General features: G+C 48.4%; 28 protein-coding genes and 1 pseudogene. 18 read left to right on the top strand and 11 right to left on the bottom strand.

Features of this window, described 5'->3' with window-relative positions; all coding sequences use genetic code 11:
* Positions 1–6 precede the first annotated feature (6 nt).
* The 6 genes from DP119_RS06595 to DP119_RS06570 all read left to right on the top strand — a co-directional run bounded on the left by DP119_RS06595 (position 7) and on the right by DP119_RS06570 (position 5,580).
* Positions 7–1,038 (top strand): PAS domain-containing sensor histidine kinase, encoded by a 1,032-nt coding sequence (locus DP119_RS06595; protein ID WP_112232654.1) that lies wholly within the window; start codon positions 7–9, stop codon positions 1,036–1,038.
* A complete protein-coding gene (locus DP119_RS06590; RefSeq protein WP_112232066.1) occupies positions 1,035–1,682 on the top strand; it encodes a response regulator transcription factor in 648 nt (215 codons plus the stop codon). The genes DP119_RS06595 and DP119_RS06590 overlap by 4 nt, the downstream gene beginning before the upstream one ends.
* Before the next feature lie 19 nt (positions 1,683–1,701).
* Positions 1,702–2,229: a hemerythrin domain-containing protein gene (locus DP119_RS06585; RefSeq protein WP_112232064.1), complete on the top strand. Its 528-nt coding sequence runs from the start codon at positions 1,702–1,704 to the stop codon at positions 2,227–2,229.
* A 243-nt stretch (positions 2,230–2,472) separates the two neighbouring features.
* Complete coding sequence (locus DP119_RS06580) at positions 2,473–3,984, top strand: nitrate/nitrite transporter (protein WP_112232062.1); 1,512 nt, start codon at positions 2,473–2,475, stop codon at positions 3,982–3,984.
* 39 nt (positions 3,985–4,023) lie between these two features.
* Positions 4,024–5,043 (top strand): ThiF family adenylyltransferase, encoded by a 1,020-nt coding sequence (locus DP119_RS06575; protein ID WP_112232060.1) that lies wholly within the window; start codon positions 4,024–4,026, stop codon positions 5,041–5,043.
* Positions 5,044–5,064: 21 nt separating this feature from the next.
* Positions 5,065–5,580, top strand: coding sequence for a MogA/MoaB family molybdenum cofactor biosynthesis protein (locus DP119_RS06570; RefSeq protein ID WP_112232058.1), 516 nt, complete (start codon positions 5,065–5,067; stop codon positions 5,578–5,580).
* On the opposite strand, the gene moaC is transcribed toward DP119_RS06570, so the two are convergent.
* Complete coding sequence (moaC, locus tag DP119_RS06565; protein WP_112232652.1) at positions 5,565–6,053, bottom strand: cyclic pyranopterin monophosphate synthase MoaC; 489 nt, start codon at positions 6,051–6,053, stop codon at positions 5,565–5,567. The two genes, DP119_RS06570 and moaC, sit on opposite strands and share 16 nt — an antisense overlap.
* Before the next feature lie 64 nt (positions 6,054–6,117).
* On the opposite strand from moaC, the gene DP119_RS06560 reads away from it, so the two are divergent.
* The 9 genes from DP119_RS06560 (at position 6,118) to DP119_RS06525 (ending at position 12,083) form a co-directional block, all read left to right on the top strand.
* Positions 6,118–7,362, top strand: coding sequence for a molybdopterin molybdotransferase MoeA (locus DP119_RS06560; RefSeq protein WP_112232056.1), 1,245 nt, complete (start codon positions 6,118–6,120; stop codon positions 7,360–7,362).
* The gene (mobB, locus tag DP119_RS06555) at positions 7,350–7,871 is read left to right on the top strand and encodes a molybdopterin-guanine dinucleotide biosynthesis protein B (protein WP_112232054.1); all 522 of its coding nucleotides are present in this window, start codon (positions 7,350–7,352) and stop codon (positions 7,869–7,871) included. The genes DP119_RS06560 and mobB overlap by 13 nt, the downstream gene beginning before the upstream one ends.
* A complete protein-coding gene (locus DP119_RS06550; RefSeq protein WP_112232052.1) occupies positions 7,858–8,298 on the top strand; it encodes a molybdenum cofactor biosynthesis protein MoaE in 441 nt (146 codons plus the stop codon). Before mobB ends, DP119_RS06550 begins: the two co-directional genes overlap by 14 nt.
* On the top strand, positions 8,289–8,528 hold the full coding sequence (gene moaD, locus DP119_RS06545) for a molybdopterin converting factor subunit 1 (protein ID WP_420812292.1): 240 nt from the start codon (positions 8,289–8,291) through the stop codon (positions 8,526–8,528). Before DP119_RS06550 ends, moaD begins: the two co-directional genes overlap by 10 nt.
* Positions 8,525–9,088, top strand: coding sequence for a molybdenum cofactor guanylyltransferase (locus tag DP119_RS06540; protein WP_112232048.1), 564 nt, complete (start codon positions 8,525–8,527; stop codon positions 9,086–9,088). Before moaD ends, DP119_RS06540 begins: the two co-directional genes overlap by 4 nt.
* 17 nt (positions 9,089–9,105) lie before the next feature.
* On the top strand, positions 9,106–10,122 hold the full coding sequence (gene moaA / locus DP119_RS06535; protein WP_112232046.1) for a GTP 3',8-cyclase MoaA: 1,017 nt from the start codon (positions 9,106–9,108) through the stop codon (positions 10,120–10,122).
* Between the two features lie 275 nt (positions 10,123–10,397).
* The gene (locus tag DP119_RS15935; RefSeq protein ID WP_205853851.1) at positions 10,398–10,955 is read left to right on the top strand and encodes a P-type ATPase actuator domain-containing protein; all 558 of its coding nucleotides are present in this window, start codon (positions 10,398–10,400) and stop codon (positions 10,953–10,955) included.
* A gap of 69 nt (positions 10,956–11,024) precedes the next feature.
* Entirely contained in the window at positions 11,025–11,642 is a 618-nt protein-coding gene (locus DP119_RS15930; RefSeq protein ID WP_240616391.1) for a Crp/Fnr family transcriptional regulator, read from the top strand.
* 183 nt (positions 11,643–11,825) lie between these two features.
* The gene (locus tag DP119_RS06525; protein WP_146747865.1) at positions 11,826–12,083 is read left to right on the top strand and encodes a hypothetical protein; all 258 of its coding nucleotides are present in this window, start codon (positions 11,826–11,828) and stop codon (positions 12,081–12,083) included.
* A 354-nt stretch (positions 12,084–12,437) separates the two neighbouring features.
* Here DP119_RS06525 and DP119_RS06520 read toward each other — a convergent pair whose 3' ends face one another.
* Both DP119_RS06520 and DP119_RS06510 read right to left on the bottom strand, forming a co-directional pair.
* Positions 12,438–14,447: an ABC1 kinase family protein gene (locus tag DP119_RS06520; RefSeq protein WP_112232042.1), complete on the bottom strand. Its 2,010-nt coding sequence runs from the start codon at positions 14,445–14,447 to the stop codon at positions 12,438–12,440.
* Positions 14,448–14,688: 241 nt separating this feature from the next.
* Positions 14,689–15,144: an SRPBCC family protein gene (locus DP119_RS06510; RefSeq protein WP_112232038.1), complete on the bottom strand. Its 456-nt coding sequence runs from the start codon at positions 15,142–15,144 to the stop codon at positions 14,689–14,691.
* Between the two features lie 106 nt (positions 15,145–15,250).
* Between DP119_RS06510 and DP119_RS06505 the strand changes: the two genes are divergently transcribed.
* Entirely contained in the window at positions 15,251–15,460 is a 210-nt protein-coding gene (locus DP119_RS06505) for a hypothetical protein (protein WP_112232036.1), read from the top strand.
* A 66-nt stretch (positions 15,461–15,526) separates the two neighbouring features.
* Here the strand turns inward: DP119_RS06505 and DP119_RS06500 are convergent, their stop codons facing one another.
* From DP119_RS06500 to DP119_RS06485, 4 genes are all read right to left on the bottom strand, one after another.
* The gene (locus DP119_RS06500; RefSeq protein ID WP_112232034.1) at positions 15,527–15,871 is read right to left on the bottom strand and encodes a hypothetical protein; all 345 of its coding nucleotides are present in this window, start codon (positions 15,869–15,871) and stop codon (positions 15,527–15,529) included.
* Positions 15,872–15,890: 19 nt separating this feature from the next.
* Complete coding sequence (locus DP119_RS06495; RefSeq protein WP_112232032.1) at positions 15,891–16,487, bottom strand: histidine phosphatase family protein; 597 nt, start codon at positions 16,485–16,487, stop codon at positions 15,891–15,893.
* 48 nt (positions 16,488–16,535) lie between these two features.
* Positions 16,536–16,739, bottom strand: a complete 204-nt coding sequence (locus DP119_RS06490) for a hypothetical protein (RefSeq protein WP_112232030.1) — start codon at positions 16,737–16,739, stop codon at positions 16,536–16,538.
* A 194-nt stretch (positions 16,740–16,933) separates the two neighbouring features.
* Positions 16,934–17,299 carry a nuclear transport factor 2 family protein gene (locus tag DP119_RS06485; protein ID WP_167399201.1) on the bottom strand — a complete coding sequence of 122 codons (366 nt, stop codon included), beginning with the start codon at positions 17,297–17,299 and terminating at the stop codon, positions 16,934–16,936.
* A gap of 294 nt (positions 17,300–17,593) precedes the next feature.
* Here DP119_RS06485 and DP119_RS06480 point away from each other — a divergent pair.
* Positions 17,594–17,770, top strand: a pseudogene (locus DP119_RS06480) (HPr family phosphocarrier protein); the annotation flags it as partial.
* Positions 17,771–17,850: 80 nt separating this feature from the next.
* On the opposite strand, the gene DP119_RS06475 reads toward DP119_RS06480, so the two are convergent.
* Genes DP119_RS06475 through DP119_RS06465 form a run of 3 tightly spaced genes read right to left on the bottom strand, consistent with a single transcriptional unit; the run spans position 17,851 to position 21,457 of the window.
* The gene (locus DP119_RS06475; protein WP_112232026.1) at positions 17,851–19,779 is read right to left on the bottom strand and encodes a PTS fructose transporter subunit IIABC; all 1,929 of its coding nucleotides are present in this window, start codon (positions 19,777–19,779) and stop codon (positions 17,851–17,853) included.
* Positions 19,776–20,708, bottom strand: a complete 933-nt coding sequence (gene pfkB, locus DP119_RS06470) for a 1-phosphofructokinase (protein ID WP_112232024.1) — start codon at positions 20,706–20,708, stop codon at positions 19,776–19,778. Before pfkB ends, DP119_RS06475 begins: the two co-directional genes overlap by 4 nt.
* Positions 20,705–21,457 (bottom strand): DeoR/GlpR family DNA-binding transcription regulator, encoded by a 753-nt coding sequence (locus tag DP119_RS06465; RefSeq protein WP_112232022.1) that lies wholly within the window; start codon positions 21,455–21,457, stop codon positions 20,705–20,707. Before DP119_RS06465 ends, pfkB begins: the two co-directional genes overlap by 4 nt.
* A 145-nt stretch (positions 21,458–21,602) precedes the next feature.
* Between DP119_RS06465 and DP119_RS06460 the strand changes: the two genes are divergently transcribed.
* Entirely contained in the window at positions 21,603–21,872 is a 270-nt protein-coding gene (locus DP119_RS06460) for a phosphocarrier protein HPr (RefSeq protein WP_112232020.1), read from the top strand.
* 90 nt (positions 21,873–21,962) lie between these two features.
* On the opposite strand, the gene DP119_RS06455 is transcribed toward DP119_RS06460, so the two are convergent.
* A complete protein-coding gene (locus tag DP119_RS06455; protein ID WP_112232018.1) occupies positions 21,963–22,685 on the bottom strand; it encodes a 3-ketoacyl-ACP reductase in 723 nt (240 codons plus the stop codon).
* Between the last annotated feature and the right edge of the window lie 51 nt (positions 22,686–22,736).

The raw sequence follows: 22,736 nt of genomic DNA, 5'->3' as shown, positions 1-22,736 counted from the left end.
GAATTGATGTTGAAAATGTTTACGAATAGCACGGAAGCTATTTTCTTCTTCGACCGCGAAGGCAAAATCCTTTCCCTTAATCCTGCTGCAGAAAAAATCATAGATGCGACCGTCTTAGAACAGCTCCAGAAGGGAGCCGAACTTGCAATTTGCCGGGCTTGCAGAGGGTACACGAGCTCGACAGAAATCCAGACCTGCATAAACTGTTACCTGAGCAGCACACAACCAGAAGATTTTTCGTCTTTTCAAGTGTTTTTGGAAACCAAAGATAAAGGGGTTGTACCATATGCGGCAACCTTTCACAGCATCGACCCGGAAAACGGCATACGCGTTTTCATGTTGCGCGATTTAAGCGTCCAATTTAAAACCCAAAAACAATTGCATCAAAATACGATGATGAAACATGTCATTGAAGCTCAAGAAAATGAACGGAAACGGATTTCCCGCGAGTTGCATGACAGTGTCGCCCAGGAATTGCTGAGTGCAGTGATTGAATTGCGTGCACTTAAGTATATGAAGGGCGGCCAAGAAATACTGGAGAAAACGGAAGATACCAAAGTAACTTTGACACGGCTTTTGGATGACATCCGTAACTTATCAGTCGAACTGCGCCCTGCTGCACTCGATGACTTCGGTCTTGAGGCCGCTTTTCGCTCGCATTTCAAACGAATCGAAGAAAGTTATGGCATCACGGTCGAATTCAAGGCAGATATCCATAAAAAACGCTATGGAAACGAAATTGAAACGGTTTTCTATCGGGTGTGCCAGGAAGCGGTATTGAATTCGATTAAATACGCTTTCGTGGAGGAATTGAAGGTTTCGCTATTCAAGAAGGATGATTTTCTCCAATTGATTGTGAAAGATCATGGAGTCGGTTTCAAACAAGGTGAAAACCCGCGCGGAACGGGCCTGGGCTTGTATGGGATGAAAGAACGCGCAGACCTTGTGGGCGGCAGGGTTGATATTTTCTCAGAACCAGGAAAAGGAACGACCGTGCACTTGCTCGTTCCTATCGGAAAGGCTGGGGAGACACGATGAAAATTGTCATAGCTGATGATCACGCAATCGTAAGAAGTGGATTCTCAATGATTTTGAATTTCCAGGAAGACATGGAAGTCATCGGGCTTGCCGCTGATGGCGTCGAAGCCTATCAAATGGTGGCCAAACACCAACCGGATATTTTATTGCTGGATTTGAGCATGCCGCCGGGGGAAAGCGGATTGATCGCAACCGGGAAAATCAAAGAAGATTTTCCGGAGACCAAGATATTGATTTTGACGATGCATGACGATGAAGAGTATTTGTTCCATGTATTGAAAAATGGGGCCTCTGGTTATATGTTGAAAAATGCACCAGACGAGGAATTATTGCTCGCCATCCGGACGATACACAGCGGGGGAACTTATATCCATCCAAAGATGGCGACATCTCTGGTGAGGGAATTTGTCAATAAGGATTCCGCTGCCAAGCAAACAGACCCATTTGAACTTTTATCCAAACGTGAAATCGAAGTCCTGCCCTTGATCGCCAAGGGGTACGGCAATAAAGAAATTGCTCAGAAGCTATTCATTTCAGTGAAAACAGTGGAAGCCCATAAAGCGAAAATCATGGAGAAACTCCATTTGAAGAGCCGCCCTGAATTGGTGGAATTCGCTTTGAAGAAAAAACTTTTGAACTTTTGACACTTTGGGAGGGGCAAGCATGGCAAAACCAACAGAATTGCGATTTACAGAGCCTGGAATGCGGCTGCTCGAAAATGAACACCGTTATTTATCTTACTTGATGGAAGACTGGCATGCCATTGTGCGGGAATTCGAAGAAAAGGACATGAGTTTGGAAAAGGGCCGTGAACGGTTAAAGACGCTGCGCCAAAAACTTTATGAATTTGTGGAACCGTTAAAGAATCATACAGATAAAGAAGAAGAACATTTCTTTCCGGTTCTCGGCACCTACATCGGTTTTGAACAAGGGCCGCTCATGGGGATTCAGGAAGAACATCAGGAAATCGATGGCTATATCGGACATTTTTTTCATCATACCCGGGGCAATATCGATATCATGAGCCTGGAGGATATGCAAGCGGTCGCAAAAGACGCAGGGGAAGCCTTTGAAGTGCTGACCATTCATTTTGTTAAAGAGGAAACCGTGTTGTTCCCGATGGCTGAAAAATTGATGAAAGCCGTAGATCAAGATGAACTTTACGCAAAAATGAATACATTGATTACATAAACAATAACCGCCTCCAGTGGAGAGCGGTTATTTTTTTTTGCCTTGAGCTCAATCCTCGGGGCCGAAAGCTGTAGAGGAGTTGGTCATTCCTTTTAACGGGCTGCTTGCCATCACTTTTTAGGGTTTCTCCCTAGATGGTAAGGGGACTCCCTTATTAATATGCACTTCCATTAGAGCTACAATTAAGGCAGGGAATCGACATCAACACTCGTAAAGAAAAATTTTGCGGAAAAGGTGATATGAATGATTAAGAAAGTGCAGTTGCCGCTTCAAACCATGAACTTGGTAGTAGGATTTATGGTATGGGTGATTATCTCCTCGTTAATCCCCTTCATCAGCGAGGACATTACGATCCCGCCTGAACGATTGGCCATGGTGACCGCTGTCCCTGTGGTGCTTGGTTCCATACTTCGGATTCCCATGGGGTATTACGCCAATATGTTTGGGGCACGAATTATATTTTTGATTAGCTTTATCCTGTTATTGTTTCCGGTATTCTATATCAGTGAAGCTTCTTCTTTTACAGATTTGATTATCGGGGGCTTGTTCCTGGGGATAGGCGGAGCGGTGTTTTCTGTCGGGGTTACGTCATTGCCGAAATATTACCCGAAAGAGAAACATGGTCTTGTAAACGGCATTTATGGTGCAGGTAATATCGGGACGGCCATTACCACATTTTCAACGCCTTTGATTGCAACCCAGATCGGCTGGTCCGCTACTGTTAAATTATTCCTTGTGCTACTTATCGTTTTTGCATTACTGAACTTTTTCTTTGGCGACCGCCATGAAACCAAAGTGAAGACCCCTATACTTGAGCAAATCAAAAGCGTATACAAGAATGAAAAATTATGGTTCTTTTCGCTGTTTTATTTCATCACGTTCGGATCTTTTGTTGCGTTCACCATTTATTTGCCGAATTTCCTGGTGAATAATTTCGGGCTGGAAAAAGTGGATGCCGGGATGCGGACAGCAGGCTTTATCGCGGTCGCCACCTTCCTGCGCCCGGTCGGCGGCTGGCTCGGAGACCGACTTCAACCCTTATTGCTGCTAATAGGGACTTTCTTCATCTACACTGTGGCGGCTATCGTTTTGGCCTTTTCACCATCCATTGGCTTGTATACAGTGGGCAGCCTCGCCATTGCCGTGAGTGCGGGAATCGGCAATGGGGTCATTTTCAAATTAGTGCCTTTTTACTTCAATAAGCAGGCTGGCATCGTAAACGGCATCGTTTCGATGATGGGCGGCCTTGGCGGTTTCTTCCCTCCGATTATGCTGTCTATCATCTTTTCGCTGACTGGGCAATATTCAATCGGCTTTATGTTATTGTCCCAGGTTGCTTTGGCCAGTTTGGTGCTGGTTGTCTGGATGTATTATCAAGACCGACTGCTATTGGCTGGGGAAGTGTTTAATTCGACCGGACAAGGGATTCTCGTCACCGACACTTCAGGGAATATCCGTACAGTCAATCCTGCTTTCAGCAAATTAACGGGCTTTGAAAAAGAAGAAGTGATCGGCCAGAATCCAAGTATTATGAAATCGGGGAAACAGACCAGCGAATTTTACCGGAACATGTGGAAGGAAATTAAGGAAAAGGACATGTGGCAAGGCGAAATTTGGAACAAGCGCAAAAATGGGGAAGAATACCTACAGTGGCTGAACATCAGTGCGGTAAAAGATGATACCGGTGAAGTGGTCCGCTACGTCGGCACCTTTACCGACATCACTTCCGAATACAACAAGAAAAGCGGCTTCTAAATGAAGCCATGAACCAGTAAAGGAAAGGAGGGCCACTTTTTGGCCAATCGCTATTCCAGACAGGAACTATTTAAACCGATCGGCATTACTGGGCAACAAGCCCTCAACCAATCAGTGGTAAGCATCATCGGGTGTGGCGCCTTGGGTTCTGCAATTGCCGAAACTTTAGCGAGAGCCGGCGTCGGCGAAATTCATTTGGTCGATCGGGATTATGTGGAATTGTCCAACCTTCAACGACAGCAATTATTCACCGAAAAAGATGCAGAACACATGATGCCCAAAGTCGAGGCGGCAAAGAACAGGTTAAAGGCGATTCGCAGCGACCTCAAACTCCATACGTATCTGGCTCATCTTGACGGGCCTTTGATGGAAAAAATCGCTGATGCCAGTATGGTGGTTATGGATGCCACCGATAATTTCGAAACCCGCCTCTTGATCAACGATGTATCAGTAAAACATCACATTCCTTGGATCTACGGTGCTTGTGTCGGAAGTTCTGGAGTTGTTTTCCCTTTTATCCCAGGTGAAACCGCGTGTTTCCGATGCTTGCTGCCGGTATTGCCCACGCTCAATGAAACCTGCGATACAGCTGGCATCATTCCCACTGCCGTACAAATCACTGCAGCGCTCCAATGTACGGAAGCGCTTAAATGGATGAGCAGCAATCGCGACTCGATGAGGAAAAAAGTGCATCACTTTAATTTATGGGATAATTCGCAATGGGATATCGGCGTATCCCGCATACAGAATGAAGCTTGCGAAACTTGCGGTCCTGAACCCGTATTTCCGGCACTGCACAACGATAAATCCGGCACTTATGCTGTCCTGTGCGGAAGACAGGCAGTCCAGGTACTGCCCGACCCAAAACGCCGTGTGGGATTGGCAGATGCGGAATCCATCGGGCAGCGTCTTGATGCCCAGACCAGGCGTACGCCTTATTTTGTCGAACTAAAGGTTTTTGGCAAAAGGGCTGTCTTGTTTGCTGACGGGCGCTTATTGATCCACGGCATTGGCAGCATCGCGGAGGGTCGGAAGTTTTATCATCAATTATTCGGATGATGGAAGAAGGGACGGGGTGTAATGTCAGAGTCGTTTGTGATGAGGAGAAAGATCCGAATTGCCGTTTTAACTGTTAGCGACACCCGGACGGAAGAGTCGGATACTGGGGGAGCATTAGTGAAGAGCTTAGCGCAGCAGGCAGGCATCGATGTCGTCGATTATCGGATCGTGAAAGATGAAGTAAAGGATATACACGGGATTGTGGTCTCATGGATGGCTCGCGGGGAAATCGATGCCATCATCAGTACAGGCGGTACCGGCATTGCCAAACGCGATCAATCAATTGAAGCCATTGAACCATTTTTCGAAAAGGAACTACCGGGGTTCGGAGAACTTTTCCGCTATTTGAGCTTTTCACAAGACATTGGTACAAAAGCGCTTCTCAGCCGCGCCTCGGCAGGGACCTGTGCAGATAAAGCCATTTTTATCCTGCCGGGTTCTCGCGGTGCAGTGAAGCTTGCGATGGAACGGTTAATCCTTCCCGAAATTCATCATCTGGTCTTCGAACTCGGAAAGCATCGTCAACTGCGGCTGTAATCACCTGATTTCCCACCGGTTTTTTCAAGCAGCAGCGTCGGCCCGATCACCATTTCCTTGCCGGCAGCTTTACACATATCGTAAATCGTCAATGCCGCGGCTGAAGCTGCAGTTAATGCTTCCATTTCCACGCCGGTCGGCCCTTTGGTTTTCACCGTTGCGAAGATAAGCACTTCGAAATGGTTATGTCCTTGATCGACATTCCATTGGAATTCAATATCCACGCCGCTCAATGAGAGAGGGTGGCACATGGGAATAACTTGAGCAGTATTTTTAGCAGCCATAATCCCCGCCACTTGTGCGACAGCCAATACATCTCCTTTTTTATTGGTTCCGTCTTTAATTTGCTGGTAAATGTCGTTATTCAACGAAACAGCCGATTTGGCTTTTGCTGTCCGCACTGTTTCGTTCTTTTCTGAAACATCGACCATTTTGGCTCTTCCTTGCTCGTTGAAATGTGTTAGTTCAGTCATGTTCATCAACCTTTCCTATTCATATGGAACCAGTATATCAGGATTAATCGAGGAGTAGATACTATTGATGGAGACACGTAAACCGATTCCCGTTTCAGAGGCCGTAATGAAAGTGGTGGACCACGCTTATGCGCTCGGTACGGAAACGGTATCACTTGAGAACAGTTACAACCGGATACTCGCAGAACCGGTCATTGCCGCGCATCCCGTACCGCCTTTCGACAGGTCGCCGTATGACGGTTATGCCATCATTTCAAAGTTTTCTGCAGGGGCTTGCGGAGAGCACCGCATTTCATTCGATATTGTGGACCATATCGGAGCGGGAGAGGTATCAAGAGAAATCCTTACCGGCACAAAAGCCGTGCGCATCATGACTGGCGCGCCTTTACCGGAAAATTCGGATGCGATTGTCATGTTTGAACAGGCAGTCGAGTTCGATGGGTCTTTTACAATCCGTAAACCCTTCGAGCCGCTCGAGAACGTATCGCTGCAAGGGGAAGATGTATCTCAAGGCGAGAAGGTCATTGAAAGCGGCAGCTTAATCCAACCTGGTACCGTAGCCTTGCTCGCTACGTTCGGCTACGCCCAGGTTGAAGTGTCCAAACAACCTACAATAGGCATCCTTTCCACAGGGAGTGAACTGCTGGATGTTGCCGAAAAGCTCGTGCCCGGAAAAATCCGCAATAGCAATGGCCCGATGATTGCCGCACAGCTCGCCAGGATGGGCATCGCTTGCAAAACCTATGGCTTATCGGCGGATAAATTGGACGAGAGTTTTGAAATCGTCCAGCAAGCGGCAGCAGAAACCGACTGCCTAATCACCACAGGCGGTGTTTCAGTAGGCGATTTTGATTTCCTGCCGGCTATCTATGAACGATTGGGTGCGCAGGTATTGTTTAACAAAGTGGCTATGCGCCCAGGCAGTGTGACGACGGTCGCTGTCGCGGATGGCAAGTACCTATTCGGCTTGTCTGGAAACCCTTCAGCCTGCTTTACAGGGTTTGAATTGTTTGTTCGGCCGGCACTCCTGAAAATGATGGGGGCGAGAAAGATTTATTTGCCTCACACAACAGCGATTCTCTCGGAAGATTTCACCAAAGCGAACCCGTTTACACGATTCATCCGGGCGGCCTATGACGGGCAAAATATTAAACCTGCGGGTTTCAATAAATCAAATGCCGTGGCATCGATCGCCAAAGGCAATGCATTGATAGTACTGCCGGGAGGCACCAGAGGCTTTACGGCAGGCGATACGGTGGATGTGCTCTTGCTTGGGGTTGAGGAAGGGCAGGCGGAATGGAAACTATGAAAATCCTGCAAATTGTCGGTTTCAAGAACAGTGGGAAAACCACTTTGATGAATCGTTTTATTGAATCGGCACAGGAAGCAGGACAGACAGTTTCTGCTATTAAGCATCATGGCCATGGTGGGCCCCCTGAGCTGCCGGATCGGGAGACGGATAGCATGAAATTTTTGGGCTCAGGTGCAGCCAGTTCTTTAGTGTTCGGCAATGGGGTGGTCCAGATGCATATGCAGGGACAGAAAAAAGAACTAAGCAACTTCATCAAGCTGTCCCTTCTGGCAGATCCGGATTGCATCCTTATCGAAGGATTCAAGCAAGCTTCCTATCCCAAGATCGTGCTTGTCCGCAGTCAAGAAGAGTGGCGGCAATTAAAAGGGCTCGATAATATCAGGCTGGTCATTGTCCCGCATCCCATGCTTCTTGATGGCGCCCAGCCGGTGCTTCGGGATGATCGATCATCAATTGATTCGTTTTTCACAGTATGGATGGAAGGTGATTTTCATGAAACCGTTTAGCGTAATCACACAAGCGATCGACCCCCAGCTCTATGCCGATTATGTGTTGAGGCCTGAAGCAGGGGCAGTGACGCTCTTCACAGGGCATGTGCGTGAATGGACGAAAGGAATCCAGACGGTATATCTCGCATACGAAGCGTATGTACCGATGGCAGAAAAGAAATTGGCGCAGATAGGCCAGGAAATCGAAGGGAAATGGCCCGGCACCCGGGTGGCCATCGCCCACCGGATCGGTGAATTGCAAATAAGTGATATCGCGGTAGTCATCGCCGTATCGTCGCCCCACAGAAGAACGGCGTATGAAGCTAATGAATACGCCATCGAACGCATCAAGGAAATTGTACCGATATGGAAAAAGGAAATATGGAATGACGGGGAACAATGGATAGGAGACCAAAAGAAAAAGCCGGAAGGAGAATGGCAATGATTACAGTGCATTATTTTGCGGGCATCCGTGAATTGACCGGAACGGCCACAGAGGAACTCAGCCTTTCTGGAAAAACCGTCGGGCAATTAAAAGAAGAGCTTATTAAGAAGTACCCCAGCTTACAGGAAAGCTCCATACAGTTTGCCGTAAATGAAGAATACGCCTTGCCTGCCGAATTGCTGGCAGCCGGTGATGTTGTTGCATTGATCCCGCCTGTTAGCGGCGGATGAGGAACACGGTTGGAATACTCCTTGCCGGAGGGCTTTCGAGCCGTTTTGGTTCCCCGAAAGCCTTTGCTAGGGTCGATGGCGTTTATTTTTACGAAAAAGTGTACAAAGCACTCGATGCGGTTTGTGATCAGGTAATCATTGTTACCCGTGAAGAACTTATGCCGCTGTTCGCAAAAGAGCTTGACCTGGTCACGGATTTACCTGACATAAAGGGGCAAGGCCCGCTCGCCGGCATCTGTACGGCCATGAAACTCCGGCAGGCGGCTATGTACATGGTGTTGCCCTGCGATATGCCATATATCGGCCCTGAGGAAACAAACGCATTCAGACAATTGGCCGCCGGGACTAAACATGTCACGGGCGTTCAAACTCCTGACGAGAAAATTCCATTATTCAGTTTATGGAAAGGCAGTTTCGCGGAAGACCTGGAGCGGGCCATCAACAATGGCAACTTAAGCGTATTCGATTTTCTCGCTTCTTTGGAAACCCGTTGGATCGATGCGTCAGTCATACATCAAGACCAAGGGAAATTCCGCAACATCAACAGGAATACATTATAGAGAGGAAGGACGCTAAAATGGCAAGACAACCATTGAAAGATCAACTAGGCCGGCCGATACGTGACTTACGGATTTCTGTTACCGACCGCTGCAATTTCCGGTGTTCCTATTGCATGCCAAAAGAAGTGTTCGGTGACGACTATGCATTTTTGCCAAAACAGGAATTGCTGTCATTTGAAGAAATTCACCGGCTGACCAAAGTATTCGTATCGATGGGGGTCAAAAAAATCCGGCTGACAGGCGGGGAACCATTAATGCGCCGCGGGCTGCCGGAACTCGTCAAGAAAATCTTTTCTGTTGAAGGCGTGGAAGATGTCGGATTGACAACCAATGGTCTCTTTCTCAAACAGCAAGGACCCGCCTTATATGAAGCTGGCCTGAGACGGCTCAATATCAGTCTCGATGCACTCGATGCTGAACTTTTCGGTAAACTGAACGGCAGGGGAGTCAGCCCGGCACCTATACTCGAAAACATCGATTTTGCTAAAGAGCTCGGTTTTGAGATCAAAGTGAACATGGTCGTTCAAAAGGGCGTCAACGAACAGGAAATTTTGCCGATGGCCGCTTACTTCAAAAACAAAGGTATTACACTGCGTTTTATCGAGTTCATGGATGTTGGCAACGACAACGGCTGGAGTTTTAAAAAAGTAGTCACCAAGAAAGAGATCCTGTCTCTTCTTCAATCCGAATACATACTGGAACCCGTAGAGGAAGATTATTACGGAGAAGTGGCCAAACGGTATCGCTATAGTGGCAGTGATGAACAAGTCGGTTTTATTACATCCGTTTCAGAGTCCTTCTGTTCTTCGTGCACAAGGGCACGCCTGTCTTCAGACGGCAAGTTCTATACTTGCCTATTTGCTGTAAAGGGCTATGATATCCGTGAACTGATCCGCAGCGGAATGGACGACGAAGAATTGTTGGAAGCGATAAGTGGTGTATGGAAAGGGCGAAGCGACCGGTATTCTGACGAACGGACGGAGCAAACCGCAAAAAGCCGCAAAAAAATCGGCATGTCCTATATCGGCGGGTAAACAACAAGAGGCCGATGGGGATGGAATATCGCTATATCAGGACTGCCTCCGGCAAGCTAAGGATACACTGCTTGCCGGAGGTTTATTACTTTTCTTTTACTATCTTGATGCAGGTCAATTTGTTCTGGCCTTGTTGACCGTACTATAGAGGTAATAAAAGAAAAGGAAGTGACCATAATGGCCAATTTCTTGCATCAAAAAAAACGGGCATAACTTTCTTGGCGGGTTTTCTACTGGTGCTAGCACTTCTATTCAAGGGTTTGAGGTTCATAGATATGATGCAATTGACGTTAATCTTCTCCACAATCCTTGCTGGCTTTCCCATTAGCTTGAAGGCCGTTCAGGCCGTACGAATGAAAACCTTCAGTATCGAGATGCTTGTCACGATTGCAGTGATTGGTGCCCTGTTCATTGGTGAATATGTCGAATCGGCCGTTGTAACTTTTCTATTTTTGTTCGGTGATTATCTGGAAACACGCACGCTGGAGAAAACACGTTCCTCATTGAAGAATCTGGTGGACATGGTCCCTGATGAAGCGACAGTTATCCGCAATTCACAGACTGTAACCCTTGCGGCACTGGAAGTAGCTGAAGGCGATCGGGTCCTCGTAAAGACTGGCGGAAAAATCCCAGTGGACGGAACCATTATTATGGGTCATGCATTGCTCAATGAAGCAACTATCACGGGGGAACCGGTGCCTTCATCCAAAAAAGCAGGAGACAAGGTTTTTAGCGGAACCGTCATGGACTCAGGGTATATTGAAATTATCGCTGATAAAGTCGGAGATGACACGACGTTTGCAAAAATTATCGAATTGGTTGAAGAAGCATAGGAATCCAAGACAACAACCGAAAAATTCCTGAACCGGTTCGCTGCGATTTATACGCCAGGGATCGTCACCTTGTCGATACTGGTTTACCTTATGACTGCAGACCTTCATCTCAGCTTGCAAAAAGGACAAGTGCTGTACCGGGCTGGTGATCAATCAACTTCTTTGTACATCGTCCATAAAGGAAAAATAAAAGTATACCGGTTATCGGAAACTGGCAAGGAACAAGTTATCCGAATTCTCACCCCTGGAGATTTCACGGGTGAACTGGCGTTGTTCAAAGAATCGATTCACGATGTATTTGCGGAAGCTATGGAGAAAACAGAAATTTGCGGCATCCAACGCAGGCATCTTCAAGAGTTCCTTCGACAGCACCCGCATATATCGTGGAAAATGTTGAATGAATTTTCTAAGAGGCTGGAGGCTCCAGAGCATCAATTGACCAGTTTCGTTTCCGAAAATGCCGAAACCCGCATAGCGGTATATTTAACCCAGCAAGCAGAAGAAAGCCGTTCCATGGAAATTACATTGTCGATGTCACGAAAGGATTTAGCATCTTTTCTCAGGACAACACCAGAAACGATTAGCAGAAAGCTTACGAAGTTTGAAGATAAAGGCTGGATCCGTCAACAAAACCAACGGAAAATCGTGATTTTGGATTTAAAGTCTTTGCAACTATCCTTACTTTAATTAAAAAGGGACGTCCATTCGCATTATTGATTGGGGATTCCTTTAACTTTGTATGATTCGCAGCTGTTAATTTGTGGAAAACTTTCTAAATCAGTAATTGTTTTGAAAGAGAAGGAAGGGTAAGAAAACAACATGCACAAGAGTTCACGGAAATGCTGTATCTTTTACCCTGAAGATGTGACTATGGGTGGCGATTTAAGAGATGGAAGATTTCGGGGATTTACAGAGATTATCATACTGGGGGGAAAAAGTGAATCCAAATCAGAAGCTTTAATTCGGCAGAAAACCGACTGGCAGGAACGACAGCAAAAAAGCAGGCTTACAGCAAGCGGCGAAATCCAAGGCATTGAATTCTGTCATTGTATGAAAACAGACGGGTTTAGCATAATCAACCAGAAACATAAACCGTTGGAAATCGATTTGTTTAAACGCATTAAATAGTATGAACAGTTAACTTGAATATTTTATGCATTGAGTTGGAAAACTTTTTAACGCCGTACATATCGAGAACATGAAGTTAATGATTGAACTGTCGATTAAGTTGCCAGGATTACGAGAACGATGAAAAACGCTCGTTTCACTGAAAATCCTGGTTTTGTCTCACTGTCATGAGTATACTTATTAAATGAAACACAACTTCCTATAATTTATATTATGTAAACTAAATTTTAATTTCAACAAAAATCCTCTTTTTCACCAAGCTCCCCCTACGCTCTCCATTCCGCATACCTGCCCTTAACAAGGCTTAAAAAAATCCCGCGCAGGACTTTCCTGCACGGGATGCTCTCTATCCTATTAAAATTGATTGCTGCGTTTCATATCCCGTATTGCCTGGATCGACAGTCTGACCAGTAAAATGACGCACAGGAACAATCCGCCATATGCTGCTGTATTCAAATAAATCGCATATACGGTATCGATGAATTGCGCAATCGCCAATAACGCTGCGGATATGAACCCGAACGTGATCCCCGACATCAGCAAGACGAACCTTGAGAATAATTGCATGACAAAACCCGAGTTATGCTTATCTGAGAACACATCGTGGTGCAGAATGATCTTTCCGCCCTCTACACGCCGGATCAGTTGGTCGATGCGCTTCGGCAATTTGGCGACTTCCGGCAAAATGAGCACCAATTCTTCTTCTATCCGTTCTTTTGTAGCGCGCGGCTGCTTGAATGGCTTTTTCAACACCGAGGTCTTGTATTCCTTTGCGAAGCTTTTCGCTTCCGTAAACATGTCAAACCCCGGGTCGATGGTATGCAAAGTGCTGTCGAGGCTGATCAAGGATCTTAGCGCAATCCCTACGGATGGATAGAACGCCAATCCGAATTCGCGGATCATGTCGAACAATGAATGAATCAATTCTGCTGTCGGTATTCGGTCGACATAGGAAATCTTCAGTAAAATCTCCCCGATGGCCTGCTCAAATCGCACGCCGTCGATTTTCTCGCTGTTTTCCACAAGTTTTCTGACAGCATCATGGACGATTCCTGCATCGTTTTGCTGGATGCCGATGATGAAATGTTTGAGCGCTTCCTGCTGGGACTCCGTCAAGCGCCCGACAGACCCGAAATCAAGCAAAACAGGCTTTCCGTCCGTTTCGTCGATGAAGATATTCCCAGGATGCGGATCCGCATGGAATATTCCCGAAAATAGCATCTGTTCCAGGAATGAAAACAATACCGTACGGCCGAATTTTTTCGGCTCGACCTTGAAATGGCGCAATACGGCATCTCCTTTTGAAATGCTTTTGCCTTGGAAATACTGCATGACGATAATTGTGGAATTGCTGTATTCACGGTAAACTTTCGGGATCTTGACTTGATTCTTGCTGTCTTCCAAGGCATTGCTCACTTGGATCATATTACGCATTTCGATTTCAAAATCGATTTCCTCGCGCAGGCCATTGGCGAATCCGACAGCCAATTCACGGAACCCGATGTTCTGTGCCCACGTGGATTTGCTGGATACCCATTCGGCGAATTCCACAAGAATGTCCAGATCGTCCCGCATGATGGCACTCACTTCAGGGCGTTGCATCTTGATGATGACTTCTTCATTGGTCTTGCGCAGCACGCCGCGGTGGATCTGTCCGATCGATGCCGAGGCGAGTGGTTCTTTTTCCAGCTTCGAAAACACTTCTTCAATCGGCTGTGCCATGGATTTTCTCAAAATTTCCGTTACTTGCTCTTTTGGCAAAGCTTTGACGTTTTGCTGGAGCTGGCTGAGTTCCTCGATGAACACAGGTGCGAACAAATCCGTCCGTGTCGACAATACTTGGCCGAATTTGATGAACACGCCCCCACTTTCTTCAAGCGTCCTGCGGAAAGCGACCGCCAGTTCACGGTTGTTTTCACGATGGCGCGCATATTTCAAGGTACTGGAAATGCCATTCTTGACAGCGATCTCCAATACTTTACTCAAACGCTTCTGGCGTCTCCAACGGCTGCGCAGCCGTTTCCAGATGAACTTGCGGTTCGTGATGCGCTCACCGCGGTCGCCGAGTTCAATCGGGTCGAATAATTCGAGGATCAAATAAAATAGCATCGATATCATCAGCATGCTGCCGATCCAGATAATTGTACTTGTGTCTGTCAGCATTGTCGCGAAAGCATCATCCATGAATTCTGTATAACGCAAGTATGAATACCAATAAACGAATGTCGTCAGGACGACCCCAAGCACGACGGACAATAAGCGTTTCGTGAAGTTCACTTTCGATCCCATCAACCGGCCGCTGACGAAATAAATAAAAATGGCGATAATCAGCATTTCAGCAATCATCCGTAGGTATATGACCATTCGTGCACTCCTTTCCCTGAAACACGGAAGTGAAGATGAACTATCAGTTCGTATTTCAATAGAATCAACCTTACTCCTTCTATAATAAGTAGTTTCGATGTGGCGCCGCACCCTTCCTGCTTTTTCCTTCCAGGGAATATTTTTTGATTGTTGGCTGTTTTTTTCTTTTTTATAACAAGCCTTATGTAGTTTATTACATTTATATCTTGAATCCATTCTATCCCACTGGATAACCTTCTTTTCAATTTTGGGATTCTGCTTGCTCCTTGACCCTGTTCATGAAATTCAATACGGTGTTCCGAGCTGCTTTTTTGCTGCCTGCCAATAGCATCATTTTTCCCGTGACGTTCATGCCTTTGTTTTCACCTTCATAGATAAACCGCGTGCTCTGTTCCGTCTCTTTTTCCAAGCTGAAGGCATAGCGCACTTTGAACATCTGCCCCATCCCAAACGACGTTTCCCTGTATTTTCGGCCAGGCTCGTCCACATACGACAAAGTTTCGACAATATACCGCTGCTGCTGTTTCCCTTCGGTATACACTTGCGCATGTTTAGCGCCCATGGCATTATTCTCCCCTTCGAGCAGGTCATGTGATTCCACTTTTGGCATGATGCGCTGGATCTGCTCGTCCTGGAAAAGCTCCCAAACCTGTTCGATCGGTGCTTCGATGACCATGCTCTCTTTCCATTTGACCATTTTCCTCATCCTTTCATGAACTCTTTTCTACAATTCCCGTAAAAGCTTACCGCTGGTTCCCAATTCCGTTACAATGGATAGAGCAAAACGATTATGGAGTGATCTGATGAGAACCTCGACAATTCTGTTTATCTTTCTTCTGGTGATGCATCTCTTGACAGTCCTCAACACCTTGTTGTTTGGCGGCAATTTAAACGATTTGGTGTTCTGGTTCAATTCTGCTTTATTCATGGCGGCGCTCGCTGTGTTTGTTTACCGGCGCGGCATTTTCGATGCCAAAACACCTCCTGCCGAAACCGCCAAAAAACGCAAATGAGCAGGTGCTAGCAACAGCGAAATAATCCCCGTAAAACACCGCCTGTAATCGGCGGTGTTTTTTCAATCAATTCTGTCCATAAGCTTGAAGGATCTCTTTACATTTGCCGGCCAGCATTCCAGAGCCCATAAATGCCTTCAGTAAACCTTTGACGGCCAAGTCGGTGAATTTACTGCCCATGGCCGCCGCCTGTTGTTCAAACGCTTTTACGTCGCCCTCATAGTCCCGGATCAATTGGGTAAATGCCTGAAGTTCCGGTTTTGACAAATCGTGCACAACGATCGCTTCATGGATGGTCGGCTTTTGCATTTGGCCTTCCAACAACTCCCCGAGCAATGCCAGCAAGGTCCGGTTATGGAATTTCAGTTTTTCGATTTCTTTATGCAATCGTTCGGATTCATCATGGTCCATTCGCTGAGCTCCTTTTAAGTTAATGCGATAAGTTTGCCTTCGTCTCCAATAGCTCCAGGTGGTCGATGAAATTATATTTCTGGATTTCCCAGCGCTCGCTGGCATAGGCCAAGTGATTCAAGCCCCCGTTTTGCAGCCGGACTTCGCCGTCGTATTCCCCGTGCGCCAATTGCTCGAGTATGGCGCTGATGACGCCTCCGTGCGCAACGACGAGTACACGCCGGTCACCGAACCGTTCATTGAGTTGCGCTAGCCCTTTCGACAGCCTGCTATGGAACTCTTCCGGCTGCTCTTGCCCGGGGTAGTTCTTGTCCGGATAGAGCCCGTAACGTTCCTCTGCAGTCATGCCTTCCACTTTGCCGAAATGTTTTTCCTGGAACTCCTTCATTTCGACAAGCGGCAAGCGCATCGTTTCATTGATGATCGCCGCGGTCTGCTTGGCGCGCTTGAGCGGGCTCGTCACAATGATGTCCCACGCTTCTTCCTTCAAATGGGATCCGCATGCTTTCGCTTGCTGCCTCCCGGTCTCATTCAGCGGCACATCCGTCGTTCCCTGGATGCGCCCGACCTTGTTCCATTCCGTTTCTCCGTGCCGAATCAGGCATATGGTCGTCATCGTCCTCTACTTCCCTTCCGCTGCTATATGATTGCTTCTTGCCAGCCGTCAATCTTCGCGTTGTTTTGTTTTCCGTTGTTTGCTCCAGCGCCAGAACATGACCGCTTCCCCGATCACCACGCCGATTGCGCCTGCAGCGACCAAGGTCGATGTATCCGGGTCATCATTGATCAAAAATGCGATGATGACGCCCAAGATGAGCCCGCTCAATAAGACGGCGTATGCATTTTTTCGTGATTTGAGATAATCCACTGTCTTGCACCCTTTCTTATTGCCTGTAATTCCATCTTGCCGAAGTTTTCGAAAGAACGCAAGAATTGTCAGCATCCACCTGCTTGAAACGGTATATTGTCTTGTGTGCTTGTTTTTAAATTCTTAAACATCCTTATGTAGTTTATTACATTTAAATTTAATGAAAAGAAATAAAAATAGAGCCGCTTCCGGCTCTATTTCGTTTCGACAACGAACGAAGTCATTTTCGTTATTTTCGGATCGCCTTCTCCTTGCCATTCGTAAAAATCGCAATAGCAGTATTTCCGCTCCCTGTCATTGCCCCCCTTTGCGGTCATGACGCCTTTTACTACCCCTTCCTGCCCGCCTGTAATAACCGTATCGATTTCAAACTCCATTTGCGTATAATCCTGCATCCCGAAGGCCGCATCCACTAATGCCTGCCTTCCCTTCAAAGGCATTGCGCCGACCATGATCCATTCCACTCCATCCGAGACATGCTGTTCAATGAACTCTTTCTTGCCATTGAAGAAAGCATCATTGAAATCCCTCAAGAAATCGGCCGTGCTGCGCGTCTTCATGCTCGTTCCTCCCTTGCACTGTCGTTGCATTTTTCTTTTCAATCGACAAGACCATCTTTATTTATCAGAATATTCCACTTATTTATAGTTTACTCTCTTTGCTGTGCCCTGCCTAGTCTCTTGTTTCCGATTTGCATTGTTTCTTTCGCCTGCCCCCACACGACAAGCTTGTTTTCTCCATTACTGCCCTTGAATGGGTATAATGGGAAAATGCACGGATAGACAGAGCACGGGGAGGAAACATCGAAATGGCCAAAAAACAATTTTCATCACCGCAGAGGAAGGCCGGCTGCGGCACTCGTCCGCGAGGCGAACCGTTTCCAATCGGAATTATCGCTGGAATTCAAAAACAGGATCGTCAACTTGAAATCCATACTCGGCGTCATGGGTCTTGGGATTCCGGCCCGCTCTGCCATCACGATCCATGCGGACGGCCAGGACGCACAAGGCATGGTCGATTCGGGACAGTAACCCGTTCCGCCGTGAGGGATCGCTGTTCCATAGGCACCAAAAGACCGCCATCCGGCAATAACCGGATGGCGGTCTTTTATTTATGCAGCTGCCGTAACATTTTTCTTCAGCAAACCGACAAGGATTGCCGTCACGAATGAACCGGCGAGAATGGCGACCAAATACATCAAGATGCTTGCCACTCCCCCGTCCACCAGGCCGATGACGAAGACGCCGCCGTGTGGTGCACGAAGCCCGATATCAAACAGCATGACCAGTGCTCCGGTTGTAGCCGCCCCTGCGATGGCCGACGGGATGACGCGCGCCGGATCGGCTGCAGCGAACGGGATGACGCCTTCGGTGATGAAGCTAGCGCCGAGGACATAAGCCGTTTTGCCGGCTTCGCGTTCGGGTTTGGTGAATTTCTTCTTGAACATCGTCGTTGCAATGGCCAGTCCAAGCGGTGGGACCATGCCCGCTGCCATGACCGTCGCCATGAAATTGAAGTTCTGTGCATCAAGCATGGCGATGCCGAATGTATAGGCGGCTTTGTTGACCGGCCCGCCCATATCGACTGCCATCATGCCGCCAAGGAGAAGTCCGACGAGAACCAGATTGGTACCGCCAAGGCTTTCAAGGAAAGCGGAGATTCCAGTATACACTTGAGTCAAAGGCGGGTTGATGAGCATCATGATGACCCCTGTGATCAGAATGCCGAATACCGGATAGAACAACACCGGTTTCAATCCTTCCAAGCTTTGCGGAATGCCCGAGAACACTTTCTTCACGAGCAGCGTTACGTAACCGGCAAGGAAACCAGCGATCAAACCGCCGAGGAAACCGGAACCGCCGCTAGCTTCCTCGACGCCTGTGACCGTGATTGCAAGCAAGCCGCCGATCATCCCTGGAGCAAAACCTGGACGGTCAGCGATGCTCATCGCGATGAAGCCGGCAAGGACCGGAACCATCAGGTAGAACGCCGTGCCGCCACCGATGGTTGACAGCATTGCAGCGAATTCATTGTACTCAGGGCTATCCGGGTCTGCGGCGTTGATGCCCCAGAAAAACGACAGGGCGATCAAGATCCCGCCACCGACAACGAATGGCAGCATGTTCGATACGCCGTTCATCAAATGCTTATAGAATCCTGATTTCGGCTCTGTGCCGGCATCCGCGTCTTTTGAGCGGTCGTGCTTATAGACAGGCGCATCTTGTGCAAGTGCGCGGTCCAATAGCTGGTCCGCCTCATAGATCGCTTTGCCGACTTGCGTCTGGATGACGTGCTTGCCGTCAAATCTCGCCATTTCGACTTTCGTATCGGCTGCCACGATGATGGCCTCCGCTTCGGCGATCTCTGCATCGGTCAAGCGGTTTTTCACGCCGCTCGAGCCGTTCGTTTCCACTTTCAAGTTGATGCCGCGCTCTTTTGCACGCCCGTTGAGTTTTTCAGCGGCCATATAGGTGTGAGCGATGCCTGTCGGGCAAGCCGTAACGGCCAGGATCTTGCCGGCTGGAGCGGGTTCTGCTGTGCCGGCAACCGGCGCAGCCTCTTCAGCCGGTTCCGGCCCGTCCACTGCCGCTTCTTTCGCAGAGACGATATCGAGCACTTGCTGTTTCGACTGCGCTTCCAGAATATTGACGCGGAATTTCTCATCCATCAGGAAGGTCGCAAGCCGCGATAAAGCTTCCAGGTGATCATCGTTGGCCCCGGCTGTTGCCGCAATCATGAAAAACAGCTGTGCAGGCTGTCCGTCCAATGATTCGAAGTCAATTCCTTCAAAAGAACGGCCGAACGCGATGGCCGGTGTTTTGACCGCTTCGGATTTTGCGTGCGGAATGGCGATGGTATCGCCGATGCCTGTCGTGCTTTGTTCTTCACGGGCCAGGATATCTTCCATGAATTGCTGCTTGTCGTTCAAATTTCCGGCCGTGTCCAATTGCTCGGCCAGTTCATTCAATACTTCGCGCTTGGAACCGGCTCTCAGGTCCAGAATGATAGTGTTTTCCGTCAATAATTGCGTGATTCTCATTTTGTCACATCCCCTTTATCGATTGGCGTTACGGTCACTTCAGGGAGCAATCGTTCCACATCCGCCAGTTCGCACAGATCGCTCCGGAAAGCTGTGGCACTTCCGCTGGCGACGCCGTATCGGAACGCTCTCTCCGGGTCTTGATGCTGAATATAAGAAGCGATGAATCCAGATACCAAGGAATCTCCCGAACCGACGGTGTTGACGACTTTGCCCGCAGGCGCCTGTGCGGTAAAGCACTGTTCACGGGAAGCGAAGATAGCCCCCTTCCCCCCCATGGAGACGATGACATATTCGACTCCTCTGTCCACCAGCAAACTGGCGTAATGGAAAGCTTGTGCTTGGGTTGTGATTTCCACCCCGAAAATCTCCCCCAGTTCATGTTCGTTCGGTTTGATGAGGAAAGGCTCCATATCCAATAATCCTTTCAGCGCGGGACCGGACGTATCGAGCACGAAATGGATGCCCCGCTCCTTGCAGCGGACGGCGAGGTTCTTGAAGAATTGGATCGGTACCGATGCCGGCAAACTGCCTGCCAAGACGAACCAGTCGCCCTTTGCCATGGCGGCAACCTTCTCTTTCAATTGTTCAAGCTGCCCTTCCCCTAGCACCGGGCCTGGCCCGTTCAATTCGGTTTCTTGGCCGGTCTTGATTTTGACATTGATCCGTGTGATTGCGCCGGTGTCGATAAAGTCGGTCTCGATGCCTTCTGCATCCAGGAACTCTTCAATGAAGCGCCCCGTGAAGCCACCGGCATAGCCGAGCGCACGGCTTTTCAGGCCGAGCCGGCTGAGCACGCGCGAGACATTGATGCCTTTGCCGCCGGGGTAATAATACACTTCATCCGTACGGTTCAATGCGCCGCTTTCAAAATGCATCAAATAGGCTGTGTAATCAATGGAAGGGGCGAATGTGCATGTGTAGATCATTGTGCCACCACCTTAATCGTCGTTTGCCGTTCAATGGTTTCGACTGCGTCTTCCGGCAAGCTGTCGATGATGAGCGCTGACCGGCTTAGATCGAAGACGTGCGCGAAACTGACATTATCGTATTTCGATCGGTCCGCCAGCACATAGCAGCTTCTGGATAATTCCCCGGCCCTCCGCTTGACGGCCGCTTCTTCGGGGTCAGGAGTCGTGAAGCCATTGACAAGATGGATCCCATTGACGCCGAGAAAGCTTTTATCGAAACGGTAATTCTCCAGCGACTGGGTGGCCTGGGGGCCGACCAAAGCCCGTGTCCGCGATTTGATGAAGCCCCCCGTCAGATAGGAAGTGATGCTGTGGTCGGCCAGGGCTTCCACATGGCTCAGGCCATTGGTGACAACGGTTACATCTTTGCCTTTTAAAAACGGGATCATTTGCGCCGTGGTCGTTCCGGCATCCAGGAATATCGCGTCCCCGGTTTTGACGAGCGATGCTGCATAACGCGCGATAAGCCGCTTTTCCTTCAGATGCTTCGCCGCTTTATCCGATAGGCTCGGTTCCGGCATGTTCGGGTCGATTCGCCTCGCGCCGCCAAAGACGCGCTCCAGCTTCTGCAGTTCCTCCAATTCCGTCAAATCGCGGCGGATGGTGGATTCCGATGCTGAGGTCAGTTCCACCAGCTCCTGGATTTTGATGCTCTGCTGTTCTTTCAAAAGGTTCAAAATCAATTGATGCCGCTCCGTGGTCAGCATTCCCTCACCTTCTTTTCTTTTCTGATTAAATAGATAATACTTGAAATCGTTTTCAAAATCAATCATAATCATTCATAAGCAGTCAAATTCATTCATAAAATAATGAATTTCGCGCAAATACGTTCATCCATAGGAGGAAATCAACATGGTGGAAAAACAATATACGATTACAGACGAAGCGGGCATCCACGCACGCCCGGCATCCGCACTGGTCGGTTCCATTTCGAAATTCCAATCAAACATCACACTCGGCTTCAACGGCAAGCAAGTCAACTTGAAATCGATTCTCGGGGTCATGTCGCTAGGCATCGCGTCGGGGTCAGTCGTGACGATCGCTGCGGACGGAACGGACGAAGAGGAAGCGATGGCCAAAATCGATGAAGTGCTGAAAGCGGAAGGGATTTCAACCCAATGATGACTTCCCTCTCCGGTTTCGCAGCATGCTAAATAAAACCAGCAAAAAACCCCTGGATGCCTTTATGGCATCCAGGGGTTTTTCGTGTCATTAGAATGGGTTGGTCGCCCATTGCTTCGACAACGGGATGAAGATGCGCGGATCCAGTTTCAATTGCGAAACGATGTATTCTGCGATATCTTCGGGTTGCATGAATTTCTCTTTTTCCTCATCTGTTTCATTCCCGGAATCGGTCATGCCCGTGATGACGCGGCTCGGTGCCAAAGCGAAGACACGGATATTGTCCGGGCGCACTTCCTGCATCAAAGACTCGCTCATGCCAAGCACCGCGAATTTCGACGCGCTATAGGCGCTCGAACCTTTGGTGCCTTTAAGTCCCGAAGAAGAGGATATGTTGACGATGTCGCCTCCTTGCTTCTCCATCATCTGCGGCAGCACCGCTTTCGTCATATGGACCATGCCCATCAAGTTGATGTTAAGCATATTTTGCCAATCTTCAGTTTCGAGTTCCATGAATTTGCCGTATTTTCCGATGCCGGCGTTATTGATAAGGATATCGATGGCACCGAGTTCTTCGGTCAATTTCCGGACAGCCGCCTCGACTTGTGCGGGATCCGAGACATCCGCAGCCGCATATGCTGCGCGACCGCGCAGCGAGCGGATCTCCTGCGCCAATTGTTCGATTTCTTTTTCCGTCCGTGCAACCAACCCGACGGCTACGCCTTCATTGGCCAGTGCCAGGGCGGTTGCCCGGCCGATGCCGCGCCCTGCTCCTGTAATGATTGCTGTCTTTTCCGTTAATACTTGTCCCACTGTATTTTCCGCCCTTCAGCTAGATGAATTTTCTGTGCTCTAGTCTTTGCC

The sequence above is a fragment of the Planococcus maitriensis genome, from assembly GCF_003289925.1.
Classification (GTDB): domain Bacteria; phylum Bacillota; class Bacilli; order Bacillales_A; family Planococcaceae; genus Planococcus; species Planococcus maitriensis.
The sequence above is the reverse complement of the archived record's forward strand: the minus strand, read 5'-3'. Positions and strand labels throughout refer to the sequence as shown.